We start from the raw sequence: 18262 nt of genomic DNA, 5'->3' as shown, positions 1-18262 counted from the left end.
TTGTACCATTTGAGAAATTATTGGTGAATATTGGTTGTTACAAGACAATGAAGTAGAAGTAGCGGTGGATGATCAAGAAGCATTAACAGCATTGGAGTAAAAAATCATCATATCGCCATGTTAGATAGTCCGGTTTCTTATAATCTGTCTTGGAAATACTGACAGTTATAGTAATGAAAATAATCTCGTTGTTCATCTATCACGTTAACGGCTTTAGAAGATAAAAATAATAAAATTGAAGCTTTTAATCGTTTGGCAGATGAATAGACCGTTAAATTGCTTTCGCCGATTGCTTTATAACAGGCTAATAAATTAGCAAGCGTATTATAAAAGTTAGCTTTACTGATGATAAGGTTGAATTTTTTGTTAAAAAATAGAACCGTTTTCAATTTTCTGCTATTATAGTAGGAGAGGAGCTGATGGTATGAAAGCAACAATGAAGGATGTAGCTGCTCTTGCAGGGGTCGGTGTAGGAACGGTTTCACGAGTCATTAATGGTGTACGCGTGAAAGATACCACAAGAGAAAAAGTAACTGCTGCAATTAAAGAATTAAATTACGAACCGGATGAATATGCTCGTGGTCTAAAAACGAATAGAAGTAATACAATCGCTTTGATTCTTCCAACAATTTGGCATCCATTTTTTTCTGAATTTGCCTATTTTGTAGAAGTTGAACTGAGTAAGCACAACTATAAACTACTATTGTGTAATTCTGATGGAAATGCTGATAAAGAAAAAGAATATATTCAAATGGTGAAACAGAGCAAAGTAGATGGAATCATTGGGATTACTTATTCCGATATTGATAAATATGTATCTGCTAATTTACCTTTTGTAAGTATTGATCGTCATTTTTCTGAAGAAGTCGCTTATGTCACAGCTGATAACTTTAGTGGTGGTAAAATTGCTGCAACAGAATTAATCAAACGCGGCTGTAAAAAATTAGCTTATGTTGGTGGAACGTCACCATATCCAAATGAAACAAACAATCGAAAAAAAGGGTTCTATGAACTTTGTTTACAAAAAGAAGTTATTCCTAGCACGTTGGATATGTTTGAACCCATTACTAATTTGGAAGAACAACTTACACAGTTTTTTAAATCTCACCAAGAAATAGATGGTATTTTTTCAGTAAATGATTTTATGGGGTTAAGAGTAATAGATGTCTTGAAAAAGCTGGGAAAAGAGCCCATTAGTGACTATCAAATTATTGGTTTTGATGGGGTGAAAATGGCAGCAGATCAACCATTTGTTATTTCTACAATTGTCCAGCCTATCCAGGAAATGGCTTATCGTTCTGTTAAAACGATATTATCTATGATTTCAAATGAAAAATTTCATAAAAGAATTCTATTACCAGTTATTTTTAAAGAAGGAAATACAACAAAATTAATAAATGATTGAGAAAAAAGGAACAAAAGTACTATAATTTTTGTTCCTTTTTTACTATGCTGAAAGAATTATAAAGAATAAGTCCAATAGATATCAAGAAAAATGAGTGAAAAGAGCTTTGTCGTTCGATTAACGATTATACAAATGGCTATTATCAATCCACTGATTAATTTAGTCACTTTTAAGGACATGCAATAGTCGGATGGAAATACCAGACTGCTGTCTCTGCCTCCTAGTTGAATGATGGCCAAAAGTGATTTTTACACTAAAATCAGATGGTTAAAAAGCTAAAGATACTGAAACAAGTATCAATCATTGTTTGGATTGTGTATCTAAATATTTGTTTAAATCCATACGTTTGATTGTGGTAAAGAAATTTCAAGTTAGAAAAGAACTTGTAAAACAAACAATAGAGCGTTTTGTTTTGTCAATCCCAAAACGCCTTCTCAACGAGGGATGAGTGAGTATTCCGATGGTTTAGGGGATAGCGAAAGAGATGGATTTTAGATAAGTAGTTGAATCTTTGATTCAATCTATCACCTCCAAGGAAACTAATTTGTGAGGAAATTACTTAATCATCGACCCCTATTCGAAGTATTATTGAATTACGTAAGTAAGAAGGAGTTATCTAGCTTAATCTAACATTATTAAAAAAATATCAAAAAATAATTGACAGGAAACGTTTCCAATGATATTCTCATTTTATTAACTGAAACGTTTCCAATTTAACGATAAAACGGAAACGTTTCAAAAATAAGGAGGAGAAACACGCATGAAACGAAAATTGTTAGGTTTGGCAGCACTATCTGTATTATCAATAGGATTATTGGCAGGTTGTGGTGGAGAAAATAGTAAGAAGGAAAGTAGTGATCCAGGGGATATTAAAATTTGGGTTCAATTTTCTGATGAAACACCAGAAGGTATTGCATGGCAAGAAATTGTAGATGGTTTTAATAAAGAAAACGAAGGAAAGTACAAAGCGGTAACAGAGTATATTCCTCGCAGTGGTAGCGGAGGTGGTTATGAAGATAAAGTAAATGCAGCAATTACTACTAATGGACTTCCAGATGTTATTACTTTAGATGGACCCAACACAGCTGCTTATGCTCACTCAGGTGTTATTGCTCCACTAGACGAGTATTTAAAAGATGCTGATATGGATGATGTTTTAGATAGTATTATCCAACAAGGAACATATGATGGGAAAATGTATGCTTTTGGTTTTTCTGAATCAAATGTAGGCGTTTACTATAATAAAGAAATGTTCAAAGAAGCAGGGATTACAGAAGAACAACTTCCAACACTTGATGAACCTTGGACTTGGAGTGACTTCAGTAAAATTAGTGAGACTTTAACTAAGCATTTTGAAGGGCCATCAATTGATATGCAAATTGCATCAAATGATGAAATGTTAACTTATGCTTATACACCATTTATTTGGTCAAATGGTGGCGATGTAGTGAATGAAGAGGGAACAAAAGCAACTGATTATTTCAATGATAGCAAGACTGTTGAAGCGTTAGAGTTTATTCAAAGCTTGGTTAAAAATGGCTACACTACAATTAGTCCAATTGAAAAAGGTTTTGAAACAGGTAAATATCCAATGCTTTTAAGTGGTTCATGGACAATTTTTGATTTAGAAGAAAATTACAAGGATATTGACTATGGTATTTTACCTTATCCAGTTTCAGATACAACAAAAGAGTTAGTCTCACCAACAGGTAGCTGGCAATTGGCAATGACGACTAAAACAGAGAAAAAAGATGCTTCAGCTGCCTTTATTAAATATGCAACAAACACAGAATCGAGTCGTATTATGAGTTTGGGAAATAGTGTTTTACCAATTCGTAATTCAACAATTGAATTAATCAAAGATGAAGTTTCTGAAGGAATGAGAACTTTAATGGAGCAAAATCAACGTTCAGGCCATGCACGTCCAGTAGTTGTAGCGTATCCACAAGTTTCTCGTGCATTCCAACAAGCTATTCAAGATATAAGTTATTTTGAAGAAAACAAGGATATTCAAAAAGTTGCTGATACACGTGCTGAAGAAATGCAACAAGCGATTGATAATTCACTGAAATAAAACAAATTGTACTCTGACAATTATTCTGTCAGAGTACTCTTTTAACAAAGGGGGAGCAACATGTTCAAGAAACCAACATTGAAGGATAATATAGTTGGCTATGGCTTTTTAAGCCCAGCATTGATTTTACTAGCAATTTTCTTAGTTATTCCAGTAGGGATGGTTTTTTATTACGCTTTTACAGATTATTACTTATTAACACCTGATGCTCGACAATTTATTGGTTTAGAAAATTTCCAACGATTGATTAAAGACCCAATTTTTATTAAAAGTATCTGGAGTACGGCAAAATTTGTGATTTGGATTATTCCTGTTCAACTGGGTGCTGCATTAGGAATGGCATTAATTATTAACAAACAACGTAAAGGAAATATTTTCTTTAAAGTTGCCTTTTTTGCACCGGTAGTTATGTCTTTAGTAGTAATTTCAATTTTATGGCTGTATTTGTTAAATCCTAACGAAGGATTAATTAATACGTTGCTCACAAAAATTGGTCTTCCTTCACAACCATTCTTGACTAGTCCGAAACAAGCGATGTATACCATTGTTTTTGTATCAGCATGGCAAGGAGCAGGATATCAAATGCTTCTCTTTTTAGGCGGTATGCAGAATATTCCCAATGATGTTTATGAAGCCGCTGAAATTGATGGTTTTTCCAAATTTCAACAATTTCGTTATATTACAATGCCATTATTAAAACCTACAACCATTTTTGTTGTCTTAACAACTTTGATTTCTGCTTTTAAGTTAATCATTCAGCCAATGGTTATGGCACAAGGTGGACCAATGAATTCCACAATGACGATGGTTTATTATATTTATCAAACTGGTTTTACCGATAGAATGGTAGGGTATTCTAGCTCAATTGCGTTAATTTTTACAACTATGATTGGTTTAATTACTCTGGCTCAACGTAAATTAATTAAGGAGGATGATTAGCTATGACAAGAAAAGTAGGGCCTTTAATGATACTTGAATACATTTTATTATTCTTATTAGCTGCACTTTTTATCTTCCCGATGCTATGGATGCTAGTTTCTTCAATGAAACCAGAAGCAGAAGTGTATACAAATCTTACTTCTTTAAAAGCTTTTTTACCTAGTTTGAATCCAGCTAACTGGTTTAAGACATATCAAGAAGTACTTGAACGTTTTAGTATTACTACTTATTTAGCAAATAGTGTATTTTATGGTTTAACTTTTTCTTTTGGTTCAGTTATTGTCAATTCGTTAGCAGGGTTTGCTTTTGCTAAAATCAATTTTTCAGGAAAAAAAATCATCTTTGGAATCCTTTTAGCGTTATTAATTATCCCTATGGAAACTGTGTTAATTCCGCAATTTACGATTGTGAATGCTTTAGGATTAGTGAATACACGAATGGCAGTTATTCTTCCAGCAATGGCAAGTGTATTTAATATTTATTTATTTAGAAACTTTTTCATTGCAATTCCGGAAGAAATTATTGAGTCTGCTCGCTTAGATGGTGCCAATATTGTACGTATTTTCTTTAGCATTATGCTTCCTATGTCGAAACCAGCAATAGCAACGGTCGGAGTATTATCCTTTATTGGTAGCTGGAATGATTATATTTGGCCATTAATGGTACTAACTGATAGCAGTAAATTTTCGATGCAAGTAGCTATAACAACTATTAATACCACTCAACCAGTCTATATTAATCAAGTGATGGCAGTATTGACTATTTCCACAATTCCATTGATTATTATTTATATTGTGGCACAAAAGTATATTTTACAAGGTTTAGGTGGTTCAGGTACAGGTATAAAATAAAAGGACGTGAAATAATTGCATAAAATTGAAGTTGAAAAAGCAAATGAATTTATTAGAAAGAACATCCACGAAGTAATTCCAACTTATCGTAATCATTATCATTTAATGGCACCTATTGGCTGGATTAATGATCCTAATGGTTTTGTTTATTTTAAAGGTGAGTATCATTTATTCTTCCAATATTATCCGTATGATAGTGTCTGGGGACCTATGCATTGGGGACATGCAAAATCAAAAGATTTAGTTCATTGGGAAAGTTTACCTGTCGCTTTGGCACCAAGTGAAGAATACGATAAAAATGGCTGCTTTTCTGGAAGTGCAATTGAAAAAGATGGTAAGCTACATCTAATTTATACTGGTCATGTTGAAGAAGGCGATTATCGTAGGGAAGTTCAATGTTTAGCTATTTCTGAAGATGGTATTCATTTTGAAAAATATGCGAATAATCCGATTATTGCAGAAGAACATATCGACGGAGTTGGTAATATTGCCGAGTTTAGAGACCCAAAAGTTTTTCAACGTACAGATATGTATTATACAATTGTTGCATCACAAACAGAAGATAAACGCGGTCAAATGTTATTGTTTGAATCAGCTGATTTATTTGACTGGAAGTTCAAATCTGTTGTAGCAAAAGGAAAAGAAAATCAAGGAATTATGTGGGAGTGTCCCGATTTATTTCATTTAGATGGAAAAGATGTATTGATTTTCTCACCAATTGAAATGGAAGTAGCAGACTATTCATACTTGAATACTAGTTCAACAGTAGTGTTTATTGGCGAAATGGATTGGCAAACAGGAAAATTGACTGTTGAAAATTATCATGAGATTGATCATGGATTAGACTTTTATGCGCCACAAACATGTGAAGGTCCAAATGGGGAGCGTATCATGGTTGCTTGGATGCAAATGTGGCACCGAACGATTCCAACGCACGATTTAAACCATCGGTGGTCAGGTTCGATGACCTTACCAAGAGAATTACATGTGAAAGATAATTGTCTAATACAGACACCGCCTAAAGATATTTATGATATATTTGAAGAAACAATTAGTATGGAGGACCAAAAGATTGCTAGTGGTCAAATCGTTTTTATAGATAGCGTATTGGATCAACAGTATATCCAATTAGCTGTCGAGGTTGTTAAGGGACAAAAAGTGACATTCTTATATGCACAAGATAAAGAAGGTCTACGCTTGGAGTATGATGAAACAACCGCATTACTAAGTTTTTCACGAGAAAATATAGGTTATGATATTAAAGGAATCGAAAAAAAACAATTAACGAAACGAGAGCTTCGTGTCCCGTTAGTTGATAATCAGTTGAAATTAGAGATCTTTAGAGACACTTCTTCAGTGGAAATTTTTACTGCAACGGGTGAAACAATGACTTTTACATTTTATGAACAAGAAAAAGGAAAAAATATGAGCTTACAGATTAGTGAAGGTCCTTTGGTAATTGATACTTTTAAGAGTAGTAAAATTTCTGAATAAGAAAAACTAAGTCTGTTTGATTAGACCTGTCAAGCGGACACAAAAAGATAATAAATTTTTTAGAGAACTATTTGCTGATTTTTGGCAAATAGTTCATTTTTTTTCATGATGAGTAACGCTTGACTGTGCTTGGATGTAAGATGCTTTTGACAACCGAACCTTCAAATGTTTCACGCATTAAAAATATACGATTATTATGTGATCATCAAAAGTCATGGGTACACTTGTAATAGTTTCAAATCGTTGTTGTATAATTTTTAATCATTGAAACGAGCACCTATCGACTAATAAATTTCTGGCAATATTATTTTTCTTATTTTAGTGTTCCTGGGATTCTTCCATTTAGTATTGTCAATCCAACGAGCCAATCAGAACATGCTTAGTACCATTCTGTATTTCTTTAAGCGAGTGTTTATCTTTTAACTCGTATTCAGTAATGGCATGTTTTTTCATTTTCACAAGCAGTAACGATAAGTACCTTTCTAAAATGTGATATAATTTTCAATCGTGGAAGTTATTTAAAAATATTAGATAAAGGAGCTTTCTATGAAGAAACTAAAAATGCAAGAACTTATTTTTACAGGCGTTTATACAGCTATCTATTTTTTTGTGGTTGCGATTGTGATGGTTGTTTTAAAATTAGCCGTACCTGTTTTTGATTCCTTATTATTACCTGCGGCTTCAGCACTTTTTTCAGGGATTATTTATTTACTACTGTTACAAAAGGTTCCACGTTTTGGTGGAATATCAGTCATGGGTGGGGTATTTGGGCTCCTCTTTTTAGTTACGGGACATTTTGCATTATCGTTCATTCCAAGTTTTGTTTGTGCAATTTTAGCTGATTTTATTCAATATCGTTGGAATGCTGATGAAAAATTACGTACTTTAGTTAGTTATACTATTTTTAGTTTTGGCTTAACAGGACCGTTATTACCGATGTGGTTTATGAAAAATGCTTATATTGATTCCTTAATTCGTCGTGGGAAAGATGCTGATTATATCAATTATGTATTTACACCAATTACAACAGTTGGCTTTATCGTATGTGTAGTGTCAGTTATCATTTGTTCAATTGTGGGTATTTATATTGGTCGCAGATTATTAGCAAAGCATTTTCAACCAAAGAGGTAAGACATGTGTAAAGGGCTGACATTCGATCCTCGAACAAAATTATGTGTTATCTTATTTGCAAGTTTTAGTTTGATGGTTCCGCTCTCTTTTACTTATGAGTGTTTATTTATGACAATTTTGTTCATTTTATTTTTATTGATTGGAGAATGGAAAAAAGGCATCGGCTACTATTCTGTATTTTGGTTATTGGCAGTCTTAGATTTTTGGGTATATCCACAAAGCAATCACGCAATTTTCGGGTTGTTGTCTTTTGTTTTAATTGGTAGTCGTCGTTTGTTGCCAACGCTGATGTCTGCAAGTTTTGCAATGAGTGGAACAAAAATCAGTGAATGGATTGCAGCGTTGCAAAAGCTACGGATTCCATTTGCATTAATTGTTCCTTTGACTGTTTTGTTCCGGTTTTTTCCAACCTTATTGCAAGATTTTAAAAACATTCGCAAAGCTCTACGTTTCCGAGGAATTGCTATGAGTTACTGGGAAATGATTTTACATCCACTTACAACGATGGAGTATATTATCATTCCGATTTTAATGTCTGCCGACAATACAGCAATTGATTTATCTGCAACAGCGATGGTTCGTGGTTTGGGAAATGCTAAAAAGCATACAAGTATCTATCCTTTGCGCTTTCAATGGCAAGATTATGTTTTAATAGTCATACTTGTTCTATGTATAGGAGGAAGATTATTGTGGCCATCATTGAGTTAACTGATTTTTCCTTGCACTATCAGGAGCAGGAGCTTTTAAAAAAAATTAATTTGCAAGTTCAACCTGGAGAAATGCTTGTTCTTTGTGGAAAAAGTGGAAGTGGAAAGTCTTCTCTTATTAAAGTATTTAGTGGCTTAATTCCAGAGTTATATGAGGCAACTATGCAAGGCATGGGGAAAGTTTTCCAGCAATCATTAGAAACGCGTGAATTTACGGATCATGTGGAAACTATTGGTATGGTTTTTCAAAACCCTAAAACACAATTTTTTACCCAAGATGTGTATTCTGAACTGGCATTTCCAATGGAGAACGCTGGAATTGCTCAGCCAGAAATGGTAGAGCGTGTAAAAACAGTAGCAAGAAAATTTAATTTGACACATTTATTAGATAAGAGTATGTTTCAACTTTCTGGTGGTGAGAAGCAGCTCGTTGCATTCGGCTCTGCTTGTACATTAGCACCAAAATTATTTTTGTTGGATGAACCTTCGAGTAATCTAGATGAAGAAACGATTGAAAACTTACGCACCTATTTAGCTTGGTTAAAAAGTGAAGGATTTACTATTGTGATTGCAGAACATCGCTTGTCTTATTTAATGGATAGCGCAGATCATTTTTTATTTTTACCAGAAGGAATTCATTGGACCAAAGCTGAATTATTAGCAAAAACACCATTAGAAGTTGAACAATTAGGTCTGCGTAGCTTAGAGGCTATATCGATTCAAACAACAGAACATCACTTATCAACAGCGCCTACTCTTAGTGTTGAAAATTTAGCCTATCGTTACCCGAAGCAACAAAGTGGACTCGCGATTTCTCACTTAGATTTAGCAAGTAATGAAGTCATCGGTTTAGTTGGTAAAAATGGTTCGGGTAAATCAACGCTTTGTCAATTGTTGACAGGACTTTTAAAACCGAAGCAAGGAAACATTAGCTATTGTGGAAAAAAAGTATCGATGAGACAATTGATTAAAGAAAGCTATGTTGTTATGCAAGATGTAAATTTCCAACTTTTCTTTGAAACTGTAGAAAAAGAAATTACTGCAAAAGCAAAAAATTTAGAAGTGTATGACGAAGTGGTTACCTGCTTGTCACTAGCACCATTGCTTCAACGCCATCCTCAGACGTTATCGGGTGGCGAAAAGCAGCGAGTTGCCCTAGCTGCTGCTATTCTTTCAGGTAAGAAAATTCTAATTTTTGATGAACCAACCAGTGGTTTAGATTTAGAACGAATGAAAGAAGTCAGTCATTTAATTCACTGGTTACAGCAACAAGAGATATTACTTGTGATTATTACTCATGACAAAGAATTTTTACAGATGACTTGTCAGCGAATAATAGAAATGGATCAAGGAAAAATTATAGCCGATCAAAAAATCATTGCTAAAAAATAATAATATAAACAAACATAAAGTGAAAATATTCGAACTATAGTGAAGAAATCCGTTAGTCTTTTAGCTAGCCTGCTGAAGCATAACGTTAAGCTTTCGATAGTTCGGATATTTTTTATTAGGAGGAGCTTTTTCTCTTGGTAAAACACAAACATTTTGATGAAAACATAAGGAGAATCGACATTCTAAATTGCTATCATCGCTTTTTTGATTTACCATGAAAAAGAAGATGGACTAGAGGGGAACTAACATGAAATTAACAATTTTTGCAACAAGTGACATGCATGGATATCTCATGCCAACCAACTACACACAACGAGATTTGGACCTGCCGTTTGGAACAGCCAAAGTTGCTACAAAATTAAATAAATTACGAAAAAAAGCAACTGGACCAGTTATTTTAGTTGAAAATGGTGATTTTATTCAAGGTTCGCCTTTAAGCTATTATATCCGTAAATATCCACATCATGGCGCACAAGCTATTACCAAAATTATTAACCATCTAAACTACGATGTCAGTGTATTAGGGAATCATGAGTTTAATTATGGCATTGACTATCTGCAAGAGGTTATTGCATGCTATCAGCATCCTGTTTTAGCAGCGAATATCTTAAATGAAGCTGGTGAACCAGCCTTTGGTCAACCTTATGTCATTCTAGAAAAAGAAGGAATTAAAATTGCTATTTTAGGGTTAGTGACACAATATATTCCTCATTGGGAACAACCGCAAATTATTGAGCATTTAACATTTGTTAGTGCTGTCGCTACGGCTCAAAAGTACGTTCCCAAGTTGCGAGAGCTCGCCGATGTTGTGATTGTTTCTTATCATGGTGGCTTTGAAAAAGATCTTGAAACTGGTGAGCCAACTGAACATTTAACAGGAGAAAATGAAGGATATACTTTATTGCAGGAGGTTTCTGGTATTGATGCACTAATAACAGGCCATCAACATCGAAAAATTGCCACAAAAATCAATGGCATCCCCGTAATTCAACCAGGATTCCAAGGCGCATTTTTAGGAGAAATTACTTTAGAGCTGAATGAAGCAAAAATAGTTACTGATAGTAAAGCAAAGCTTCATACAACGGCAAACGAGAAAATGGACGATGAAATCGTAGCAGAATTTGCTAACATCAATGAAGAGTTGGAAACTTGGTTGGATCAACCGATGGGATATGTTAAGGGAGATATGCGTATTTGTAATGCCAATCAAGCACGAATTGTCGAACATCCGTATATAGAATTTATTAACAAAGTTCAAATGGATGCAAGTGGGATAGATATTTCCAGTACAGCATTGTTTAATAATGAGGGATGTGGCTTGAAAGAAGTGATTACAATGCGTGACATTATTACCAACTATGTTTATCCAAATACACTCGCAGTACTCGAAGTGACTGGTGCAGAATTGAAAGCAGCATTGGAACAAAGTGCAGATCATTTTATTCTTTGTAATGATGAAATTGCGTTTAACCCTAAATATATTAGACCTAAGCCACAATTTTATAATTATGATATGTATGAAGGCATTGATTATGTTATCGACTTGAGAAAGCCTGTTGGTCAACGTATTACAACTTTTGCTTATCATGGTCAACCAATTAATATGACCGATCGATTAGAACTGGTGATGAGTCAGTATCGAGCTGTTGGTGGAGGAAATTATGCGATGTTTGGTCCTGAGAAAATTATTCGTGAAATTAAAGTAGACATGACTGAGTTGATTAGTGACTATTTACGTAAGCGTCCTGTTATTGAAGCGACAGTTAATCATAATTTTAAAATTATTGGCAAAAAGGGACTGTGACATAAGTTGATTGACAGCAAGATATCCGAACAATAGAAGATTGCTCCTGCGGTCCAGTTGGTCCTCATTGCAATTTCGCCTGGATTTGGCGTAATCATTCTATTTTATTCGGATACTTCTGTCTTTTTTTTTACGTCATAGTCCTTTTTTGATATATGTTGTCAATGGTTTTTGATATTGCTCCGTTTGCCAAATTTTTTTATTGAAATATTCTGAAAGTAAGTAACCGATATAAGGTCCAGTAGTCAATCCCGAAGAACCTAAACCACTAGCCACAATTAGATTTTTCTCCAAAGGACCAAAAAATGGAGCAAAATCTGAAGTATAAGCCCGAGTACCGATGAAGTACTGCGGTGTTTGCTTAAGAAAGAATGTAGAATCTGATAGAAATTGTTGGGTTCCTGTCACTAATTGTTCAAAAGCCGACTTGGTTGGTGTCAAATCCCATCCTTTGTCGTTTTCATGAGTTGCTCCTAATAAAATTTTACCATTCATAAAAGGAATTAAGTCAGCTTCCCCATCTAGCATCGCAACTGGCCATTGATGACTTTCCTTATAAGGTGTTTCGAAGGCTAGTAGTTGCCCTTTTTGAGGACGAATATCAACTTCGTAATCAAGTGTTTTTAAGAGCGGTTGTATAAATGGGCCTGCTGTGAGTGCGATAGCGTCGACTTCCAATAGGTGAGTGCGACTTTTAATTTTCCATGAATCGTTTGCTGGATAAATTGCCGCTTTCTCCCGAACGATTGTTACGCCATTTGCTTCTGCTTGTTTCGTTGCCTGAATAAGATAGGTCCTTCCATCTAAACGTCCACCACCAGAAATATACAATGCAGGAGTTGGTTTTAACAAGGGGAGTTTTTGTTGTGTTTGCTCGGCTGTTAATAATTGAATGTCTCCAATTTCTGGTGCTGCTTGTTTCCTTTCTTCTGCCAGTTCGGCTAGTGAAAACAAGCTATTTTGTTCACGTAATAATAATGTACCACAAGTAGAATAAATCGTTTCATCTAATTTTAAGTCTTGAATTAACTTTGGGAAAAATGAAGCACCATCTTTAGCCAGTTGGTACCATTTTTTATTTCGACGTTTAGATAACCAAGGAGAGATGATTCCAGCGCTTGCTCCAGTTGCTTGGCCAATACCGTCATCAAATAATGTGACATCAAACTTTGTTGAATCTAAATAATTAGCAAGAGTTAAGCCGATAATTCCTCCGCCAATAATCGCAATTTTTTTCATGAGTGACTCCTTTCTTCACTAGTTTTAACATAAAAGCGGTATAATAGAAAGTGCTTTGTCAATTTGAAAAAGCCGGGAAGGAGTAATTATAATGACTGATTATTTAGATTTTTTTGCAGATTGGTACCCTGAATTTTTAGGCAATCAATTTTATCCAGTCCGAGTTGCTAAAACATTTACTATGAAAGAGCGAGAGGAACTATTACATACGTTAACTGAAGCACAAAGACTTTTGCTAGACCAACATAGAAAGTATCGGATTCGTTCTTTGTTTTTAAAAAATAGTTATATGCAAACAACACAATGGCGTTTTTCTGAATTGAAAATCAATCCTTTTTATCCAGATGCATTTCCAGATGGGACCAAATTAATTTGTAAATGTGGCAGACCTTTAAAATTTCAATTTATTTTGCATTCTACAAAAAAAAATCAAACAATGGCTTTAGGAATCAATCATTTTGCAGATCACTTACACATTCCGATTGAAGTAGCACGAGAAATTCAAAAAGGTGTAAATGAAATTGATGTTGCTTTAGATGAACTATTATGGCTAAAAAAGAATCAAATTCAATTTCCTGAACAGGTCTGGCAACGTTATTGTTATGCTGTTTTTCGTAATAATCAATTAGCAAAGCCTATACAAATGAATCAAAAATTACCTCGTCGTGTTTTAGATTTTAGAAAGGCAAAGATGCCAATTTACATCGCGGATTATGAAGCATTAGAAGCAGAAATACGTCGTGTGAATCAACAAGCTAAAGGAGATTCAGCGCAATTTTTAGCAAAAAAAGAGTTGTTTGAACATTTTTATCAAGATTTTCTAGAAGACCTACAAACAACGAATATCTACTTAGATAAACTGTTCTTGACGAAGAAAAGTCAGTTGTTATTGCCAAAGGGTAGTCCTTTATCAAAAATTCCACGTAAATATTATTCAGAACTTCTTGATCAATTGCAACAAATAAATAGAGAAGACCCTAGTTTTTCTCGTTTAATATTCCAACAATTTAATGAACGAACGTATTTATTATCGGAAGAAATTCTTCAGATAATTTTACGTGTATACTTAAAATATGGCTTTGAACAATCCTTTTTTTTAGGAATTCCCAGAGTTATCCGTAACGGGTTATTACGAGCAATTCGTTTAGAAAAAGAAGAATATGAACAATCTTTTACAAAAAAGATGGAAGAATTACCAGATATTTTCTTTGAAACATTGGCTATGCTATTAAAGAGTCCTGAAGTTCAGCAACAATCCGAAATATTAACGAGCTATATTCATAGTATGTTAGGTGAAAATCCAGACTATGTGACTGGTGCAAAGCTATTAGCTAGTGCGAAACAACTTCATTTGGGGACTTCTTTTGATGAATCATTCGCGTTGTTAGACCCTCGATTAAAGAAACGCTTGAAAGGTTTTTTCTAGAGGAAACTTGTTTTCAGAATTAGAGTTATGATACTATGCAGTTAAAATATGAGAACAAGAAGGTAGAAAAATGGAAAAAAGTATGAAACCTAAAAAAAGAGTGTCGCTTCCACGCTACCAGCAAATTGCCGTTGAGATTGCCGAAAGGGTGGTTGAAGGTCGTTATAAAGTCGGAGAGAAAATTCATGCACGATCTACTTTAGCAAGTAATTTTAACGTTTCACCAGAAACAGCACGCAAAGCAATTAATGTGTTGGTTGATTTGGAAATTATGGAAGTTCATCATGGTAGTGGAGCGTATGTTTCTTCAAAAGAGAATGCACAAAAGTTTGTTGAAAAATATCGGAATGTTCAATCGGTCAAAGAAATTCAGCAAGAAATTGCGGACAGCATTGATCGGCAACAACAAGAAGTAGCTAATTTTTCTGAATTAATAGAAGCATTGGTGAACCAGACAAAGCAAGTTCATGATATTTCACCTTTTATCCCCTATGAATTGAAAATAACAGAAGAAGCTTCCCATTTGGAGAAAAGCATTGTCGAGTTAAATATTTGGCAGGTGACAGGGGCAACTGTAGTGGCAATTCAAACAGAAACAGAATTGTTATTATCACCTGGACCTTATGCAAAACTGAGTATTGGAAATACGGTCTATTTTGTTGGCAATGAGTTGAGTTTTCAACGAATGCAGAATTTTTTTTATCCAAGCAAATAGCGAAAACACACAATTCTAAAAAGAGTTGTGTGTTTTTTTTGACAAAGTGACCACACGATGTTACGATAGTATGGTCACTTAGGTGAGGTTTTCAGAAAAAAATCATGAAATAATTGAAAAGGAGTGTTTTTGTTTGAGTAAAGTTCGTGTTGAACATCTAACAAAAGTCTTTGGGAAAAAGAGCCAACAAGCATTAGCTATGGTTAAAGAAAATAAAAGTAAAAATGAAATCGTTGAAAAAACGGGGGCAACAGTCGGGGTTTATGACGCAAGTTTTGAAGTGAACGAAGGAGAAATTTTCGTTATCATGGGATTATCTGGTAGTGGTAAATCTACATTAATCCGTCTATTGAATCGTCTAATTGAACCTTCGTCTGGAAACATCTACATTGATGGAGAAGATGTTTCAAAAATGACCAAAGAACAATTGCGTGAGGTACGTCGTCATAAAATTAATATGGTCTTTCAAAATTTTGGACTATTTCCACAACGTACGATTTTAGAGAATACTGAATATGGTTTGGAAGTACGCGGAGTAGCAAAAGAAGAACGACGCCAACGTGCTGAGCAAGCTTTAGATAACTCTGGGTTGCTATCATTTAAAGATCAATATCCAAACCAATTATCTGGTGGGATGCAACAACGTGTAGGATTAGCTCGTGCATTAGCCAATGATCCAGAAATTTTATTGATGGATGAGGCATTTTCAGCACTTGATCCGTTAATTCGTCGTGAAATGCAAGATGAATTATTAGAATTACAACAAAAAGTGCAAAAGACAATTATCTTTATTACGCATGACTTAAATGAAGCATTGCGTATTGGTGACCGAATTGCCTTAATGAAAGATGGGCAAATTATGCAAATCGGTACAGGAGAAGAAATTTTAACAAATCCTGCTAACGATTTTGTTCGTGAATTCGTTGAAGATGTGGATCGTTCGAAAGTGTTAACTGCGGAAAATATTATGGTACCGGCTTTAACAACAAATATTGAAATTGATGGACCAAATGTTGCCTTGCAACGTATGCGTAAAGAAGAAGTAAGTATGTTGTTAGCAGTTGACCGTAAACGTCAATTAAAGGGTAGCTTGACAGCAGAATCTGCACGTGAAGCACGTAAAAATGAATTATCGTTAAAAGAAGTTATTGATAAGAATGTACAAAAAGTACACAAAGATACCTTAGTATCAGAAATCTTTAATTTAATCTATGATTCACCAACGCCGTTAGCAGTAGTAGATGATAATGACCGTTTGATGGGCGTTGTTATTCGAGGAACTGTCATTGGTGCATTAACTGACATTGAATCAAAAGATGAAACAACACATGAAGGAGTAACTACGAATGCTTAATTTTTTACAACAACCGATACCTGTATCTGATTGGGTAACCAATGCAACAGATTGGTTAACTAATACATTCTCAGGATTATTCTCAGTTTTACAAACAATTGGACAAATTGTCATGGAAGGCATGACAAATGGTTTATTAGTAGTACCACCTTTACTAATGCTACTAATTGTGACTGCGATAGCTTATTTTATTTCAGGAAAAAAATGGGGCTTAACTGCCTTTACCTTTATTGGTTTATTATTTATTTATAACCAAGGTTTATGGACAGCATTAATGAATACTGTCACATTGGTTATTATTTCAAGTTTAGTATCCATTGTTATAGGGGTTCCATTAGGGATATTAATGGCAAAAAGTGAAAAAGCCCAAAGTATCATTACACCAGTTCTTGACTTTATGCAAACCATGCCTGGATTTGTTTACTTGATTCCAGCGGTAGCTTTCTTTGGAATTGGGATGGTACCAGGGGTATTTGCCTCTGTAATTTTTGCTTTACCGCCAACCGTTCGTATGACGAATTTAGGGATTCGTCAAGTACCAACAGAATTAGTAGAAGCTTCTGATTCATTTGGTGGAACAGGAAAACAAAAATTATTTAAATTAGAATTACCACTAGCTAAAAGTACAATTTTTGCCGGGATTAACCAAACGATCATGTTAGCTTTATCAATGGTTGTTATTGCATCAATGATTGGTGCACCTGGTTTAGGTCAAGGTGTCTTATCTGCAGTTCAACGCTCACAAGTTGGTAGTGGATTTGTTAATGGATTGGCATTAGTTGTTTTAGCAATTATTATGGATCGATTCACACAAAATATGAATCGACCAAAAAGTAAAACAGCGCCAAAAACTGCCAAACAAAAGAAATTAATCACAGGAGCAATTGTTGCTGTTATTGTCATCTTAGTCGGTGGAACAGCCATTAGTTCAATGTCAGGTGATAAAAAAGAAACTGTAAACTTAGCTTATGTTGAATGGGATACAGAAGTTGCTTCAACCACTGTTGTTTCAGAAGTGTTGAAAGATATGGGGTATGAAGTGAAAATGACTCCGTTAGATAATTCGATTATGTGGGAAGCCGTAGCAAATGGTGAAGCAGATGGGATGGTCGCTGCTTGGTTACCAGGAACACATGGTACACAATATGAAAAATTTAAAGATCAAGTTGAGAACTTAGGTCCCAACTTAGAAGGCGGCGCACGTTTAGGTATAGTTGTTCCTTCATACATGGATGTTGATTCAATTGAAGATTTATCTGATCAAGCCAACAAAACAATTGTAGGAATTGAACCTGGTGCAGGAGTTGTTTCTGCTGCTGAAAAAACAGTGAAAGAATATCCTAACTTATCTGATTGGAATTTAATGACTTCTTCTGGTGGTGCAATGACTACAGAACTAGCAAATGCGGTTAAGAACGAACAAGAAATCGTAATTACTGGTTGGTCACCACATTGGATGTTTTCTCGGTATGATTTGAAGTATCTAGAAGATCCAAAAGGAACGATGGGTGGCGAAGAAAGTATTCACACAATGGTCCGCCATGGATTAAAAGAAGATATGCCTGAAGTTTATAACGTCTTGGATAATTTCTCTTGGGAATTAGAAGATATTGAAGGCATGATGCTAGAAATCGAAAATGGTGCTGATCCAGTTCAAGCAGCAAGAGACTGGATGGATGCTCATGAAGATGTTGTAAATAGCTGGAAAAAATAGACAATTAAAAAGCTTGT

General features: G+C 34.6%; 14 protein-coding genes. 13 read left to right on the top strand and 1 reads right to left on the bottom strand.

Features of this window, described 5'->3' with window-relative positions; all coding sequences use genetic code 11:
- The first annotated feature begins 424 nt into the window (after nt 1-424).
- The 9 genes from AC4BC5_RS02840 to AC4BC5_RS02800 all read left to right on the top strand — a co-directional run bounded on the left by AC4BC5_RS02840 (nt 425) and on the right by AC4BC5_RS02800 (nt 11797).
- Nucleotides 425-1405, top strand: a complete 981-nt coding sequence (locus AC4BC5_RS02840) for a LacI family DNA-binding transcriptional regulator (protein WP_490496663.1) — start codon at nt 425-427, stop codon at nt 1403-1405.
- Between the two features lie 760 nt (nt 1406-2165).
- Complete coding sequence (locus tag AC4BC5_RS02835) at nt 2166-3479, top strand: ABC transporter substrate-binding protein (protein ID WP_490496662.1); 1314 nt, start codon at nt 2166-2168, stop codon at nt 3477-3479.
- A gap of 60 nt (nt 3480-3539) precedes the next feature.
- On the top strand, nt 3540-4418 hold the full coding sequence (locus AC4BC5_RS02830) for a carbohydrate ABC transporter permease (protein WP_490496661.1): 879 nt from the start codon (nt 3540-3542) through the stop codon (nt 4416-4418).
- Between the two features lie 2 nt (nt 4419-4420).
- Nucleotides 4421-5269 (top strand): carbohydrate ABC transporter permease, encoded by an 849-nt coding sequence (locus AC4BC5_RS02825; protein ID WP_490496660.1) that lies wholly within the window; start codon nt 4421-4423, stop codon nt 5267-5269.
- Nucleotides 5270-5284: 15 nt separating this feature from the next.
- Nucleotides 5285-6763, top strand: a complete 1479-nt coding sequence (locus tag AC4BC5_RS02820; RefSeq protein WP_490496659.1) for a glycoside hydrolase family 32 protein — start codon at nt 5285-5287, stop codon at nt 6761-6763.
- Between the two features lie 546 nt (nt 6764-7309).
- A complete protein-coding gene (locus AC4BC5_RS02815; RefSeq protein WP_490496658.1) occupies nt 7310-7894 on the top strand; it encodes an MptD family putative ECF transporter S component in 585 nt (194 codons plus the stop codon).
- Nucleotides 7895-7897: 3 nt separating this feature from the next.
- The gene (locus AC4BC5_RS02810) at nt 7898-8602 is read left to right on the top strand and encodes an energy-coupling factor transporter transmembrane component T (protein ID WP_490496657.1); all 705 of its coding nucleotides are present in this window, start codon (nt 7898-7900) and stop codon (nt 8600-8602) included.
- Complete coding sequence (locus AC4BC5_RS02805) at nt 8584-9993, top strand: ABC transporter ATP-binding protein (RefSeq protein WP_490496656.1); 1410 nt, start codon at nt 8584-8586, stop codon at nt 9991-9993. Before AC4BC5_RS02810 ends, AC4BC5_RS02805 begins: the two co-directional genes overlap by 19 nt.
- Before the next feature lie 247 nt (nt 9994-10240).
- Nucleotides 10241-11797, top strand: coding sequence for a bifunctional metallophosphatase/5'-nucleotidase (locus tag AC4BC5_RS02800; RefSeq protein WP_490496655.1), 1557 nt, complete (start codon nt 10241-10243; stop codon nt 11795-11797).
- 135 nt (nt 11798-11932) lie between these two features.
- Here AC4BC5_RS02800 and AC4BC5_RS02795 read toward each other — a convergent pair whose 3' ends face one another.
- Nucleotides 11933-13036, bottom strand: coding sequence for an NAD(P)/FAD-dependent oxidoreductase (locus AC4BC5_RS02795; protein ID WP_490496654.1), 1104 nt, complete (start codon nt 13034-13036; stop codon nt 11933-11935).
- A gap of 91 nt (nt 13037-13127) precedes the next feature.
- Here AC4BC5_RS02795 and AC4BC5_RS02790 point away from each other — a divergent pair, with 91 nt between their 5' ends.
- From AC4BC5_RS02790 to AC4BC5_RS02775, 4 genes are all read left to right on the top strand, one after another.
- On the top strand, nt 13128-14462 hold the full coding sequence (locus tag AC4BC5_RS02790) for a hypothetical protein (protein WP_490496653.1): 1335 nt from the start codon (nt 13128-13130) through the stop codon (nt 14460-14462).
- A 70-nt stretch (nt 14463-14532) separates the two neighbouring features.
- Nucleotides 14533-15177: a GntR family transcriptional regulator gene (locus AC4BC5_RS02785; RefSeq protein ID WP_490496652.1), complete on the top strand. Its 645-nt coding sequence runs from the start codon at nt 14533-14535 to the stop codon at nt 15175-15177.
- A 133-nt stretch (nt 15178-15310) separates the two neighbouring features.
- Complete coding sequence (locus tag AC4BC5_RS02780) at nt 15311-16531, top strand: quaternary amine ABC transporter ATP-binding protein (RefSeq protein ID WP_490496651.1); 1221 nt, start codon at nt 15311-15313, stop codon at nt 16529-16531.
- Nucleotides 16524-18245: an ABC transporter permease/substrate binding protein gene (locus tag AC4BC5_RS02775; protein ID WP_490496650.1), complete on the top strand. Its 1722-nt coding sequence runs from the start codon at nt 16524-16526 to the stop codon at nt 18243-18245. The genes AC4BC5_RS02780 and AC4BC5_RS02775 overlap by 8 nt, the downstream gene beginning before the upstream one ends.
- Nucleotides 18246-18262 lie beyond the last annotated feature (17 nt).

The organism is Enterococcus sp. AMC2644, from assembly GCF_058216475.1.
This window is presented reverse-complemented; position numbering and strand designations above follow the sequence as displayed.

What these genes read in the sequence shown, in the direction of transcription:
- AC4BC5_RS02775 (WP_490496650.1), top strand. Translation starts at nt 16,524, where the DNA reads ATGCTTAATTTTTTACAACAACCGATACCTGTATCTGATTGGGTAACC.
- AC4BC5_RS02790 (WP_490496653.1), top strand. Translation starts at nt 13,128, where the DNA reads ATGACTGATTATTTAGATTTTTTTGCAGATTGGTACCCTGAATTTTTA.
- AC4BC5_RS02840 (WP_490496663.1), top strand. Translation starts at nt 425, where the DNA reads ATGAAAGCAACAATGAAGGATGTAGCTGCTCTTGCAGGGGTCGGTGTA.
- AC4BC5_RS02795 (WP_490496654.1), bottom strand. Translation starts at nt 13,036, where the DNA reads ATGAAAAAAATTGCGATTATTGGCGGAGGAATTATCGGCTTAACTCTT.
- AC4BC5_RS02800 (WP_490496655.1), top strand. Translation starts at nt 10,241, where the DNA reads ATGAAATTAACAATTTTTGCAACAAGTGACATGCATGGATATCTCATG.
- AC4BC5_RS02810 (WP_490496657.1), top strand. Translation starts at nt 7,898, where the DNA reads ATGTGTAAAGGGCTGACATTCGATCCTCGAACAAAATTATGTGTTATC.
- AC4BC5_RS02785 (WP_490496652.1), top strand. Translation starts at nt 14,533, where the DNA reads ATGGAAAAAAGTATGAAACCTAAAAAAAGAGTGTCGCTTCCACGCTAC.
- AC4BC5_RS02830 (WP_490496661.1), top strand. Translation starts at nt 3,540, where the DNA reads ATGTTCAAGAAACCAACATTGAAGGATAATATAGTTGGCTATGGCTTT.
- AC4BC5_RS02825 (WP_490496660.1), top strand. Translation starts at nt 4,421, where the DNA reads ATGACAAGAAAAGTAGGGCCTTTAATGATACTTGAATACATTTTATTA.
- AC4BC5_RS02815 (WP_490496658.1), top strand. Translation starts at nt 7,310, where the DNA reads ATGAAGAAACTAAAAATGCAAGAACTTATTTTTACAGGCGTTTATACA.
- AC4BC5_RS02835 (WP_490496662.1), top strand. Translation starts at nt 2,166, where the DNA reads ATGAAACGAAAATTGTTAGGTTTGGCAGCACTATCTGTATTATCAATA.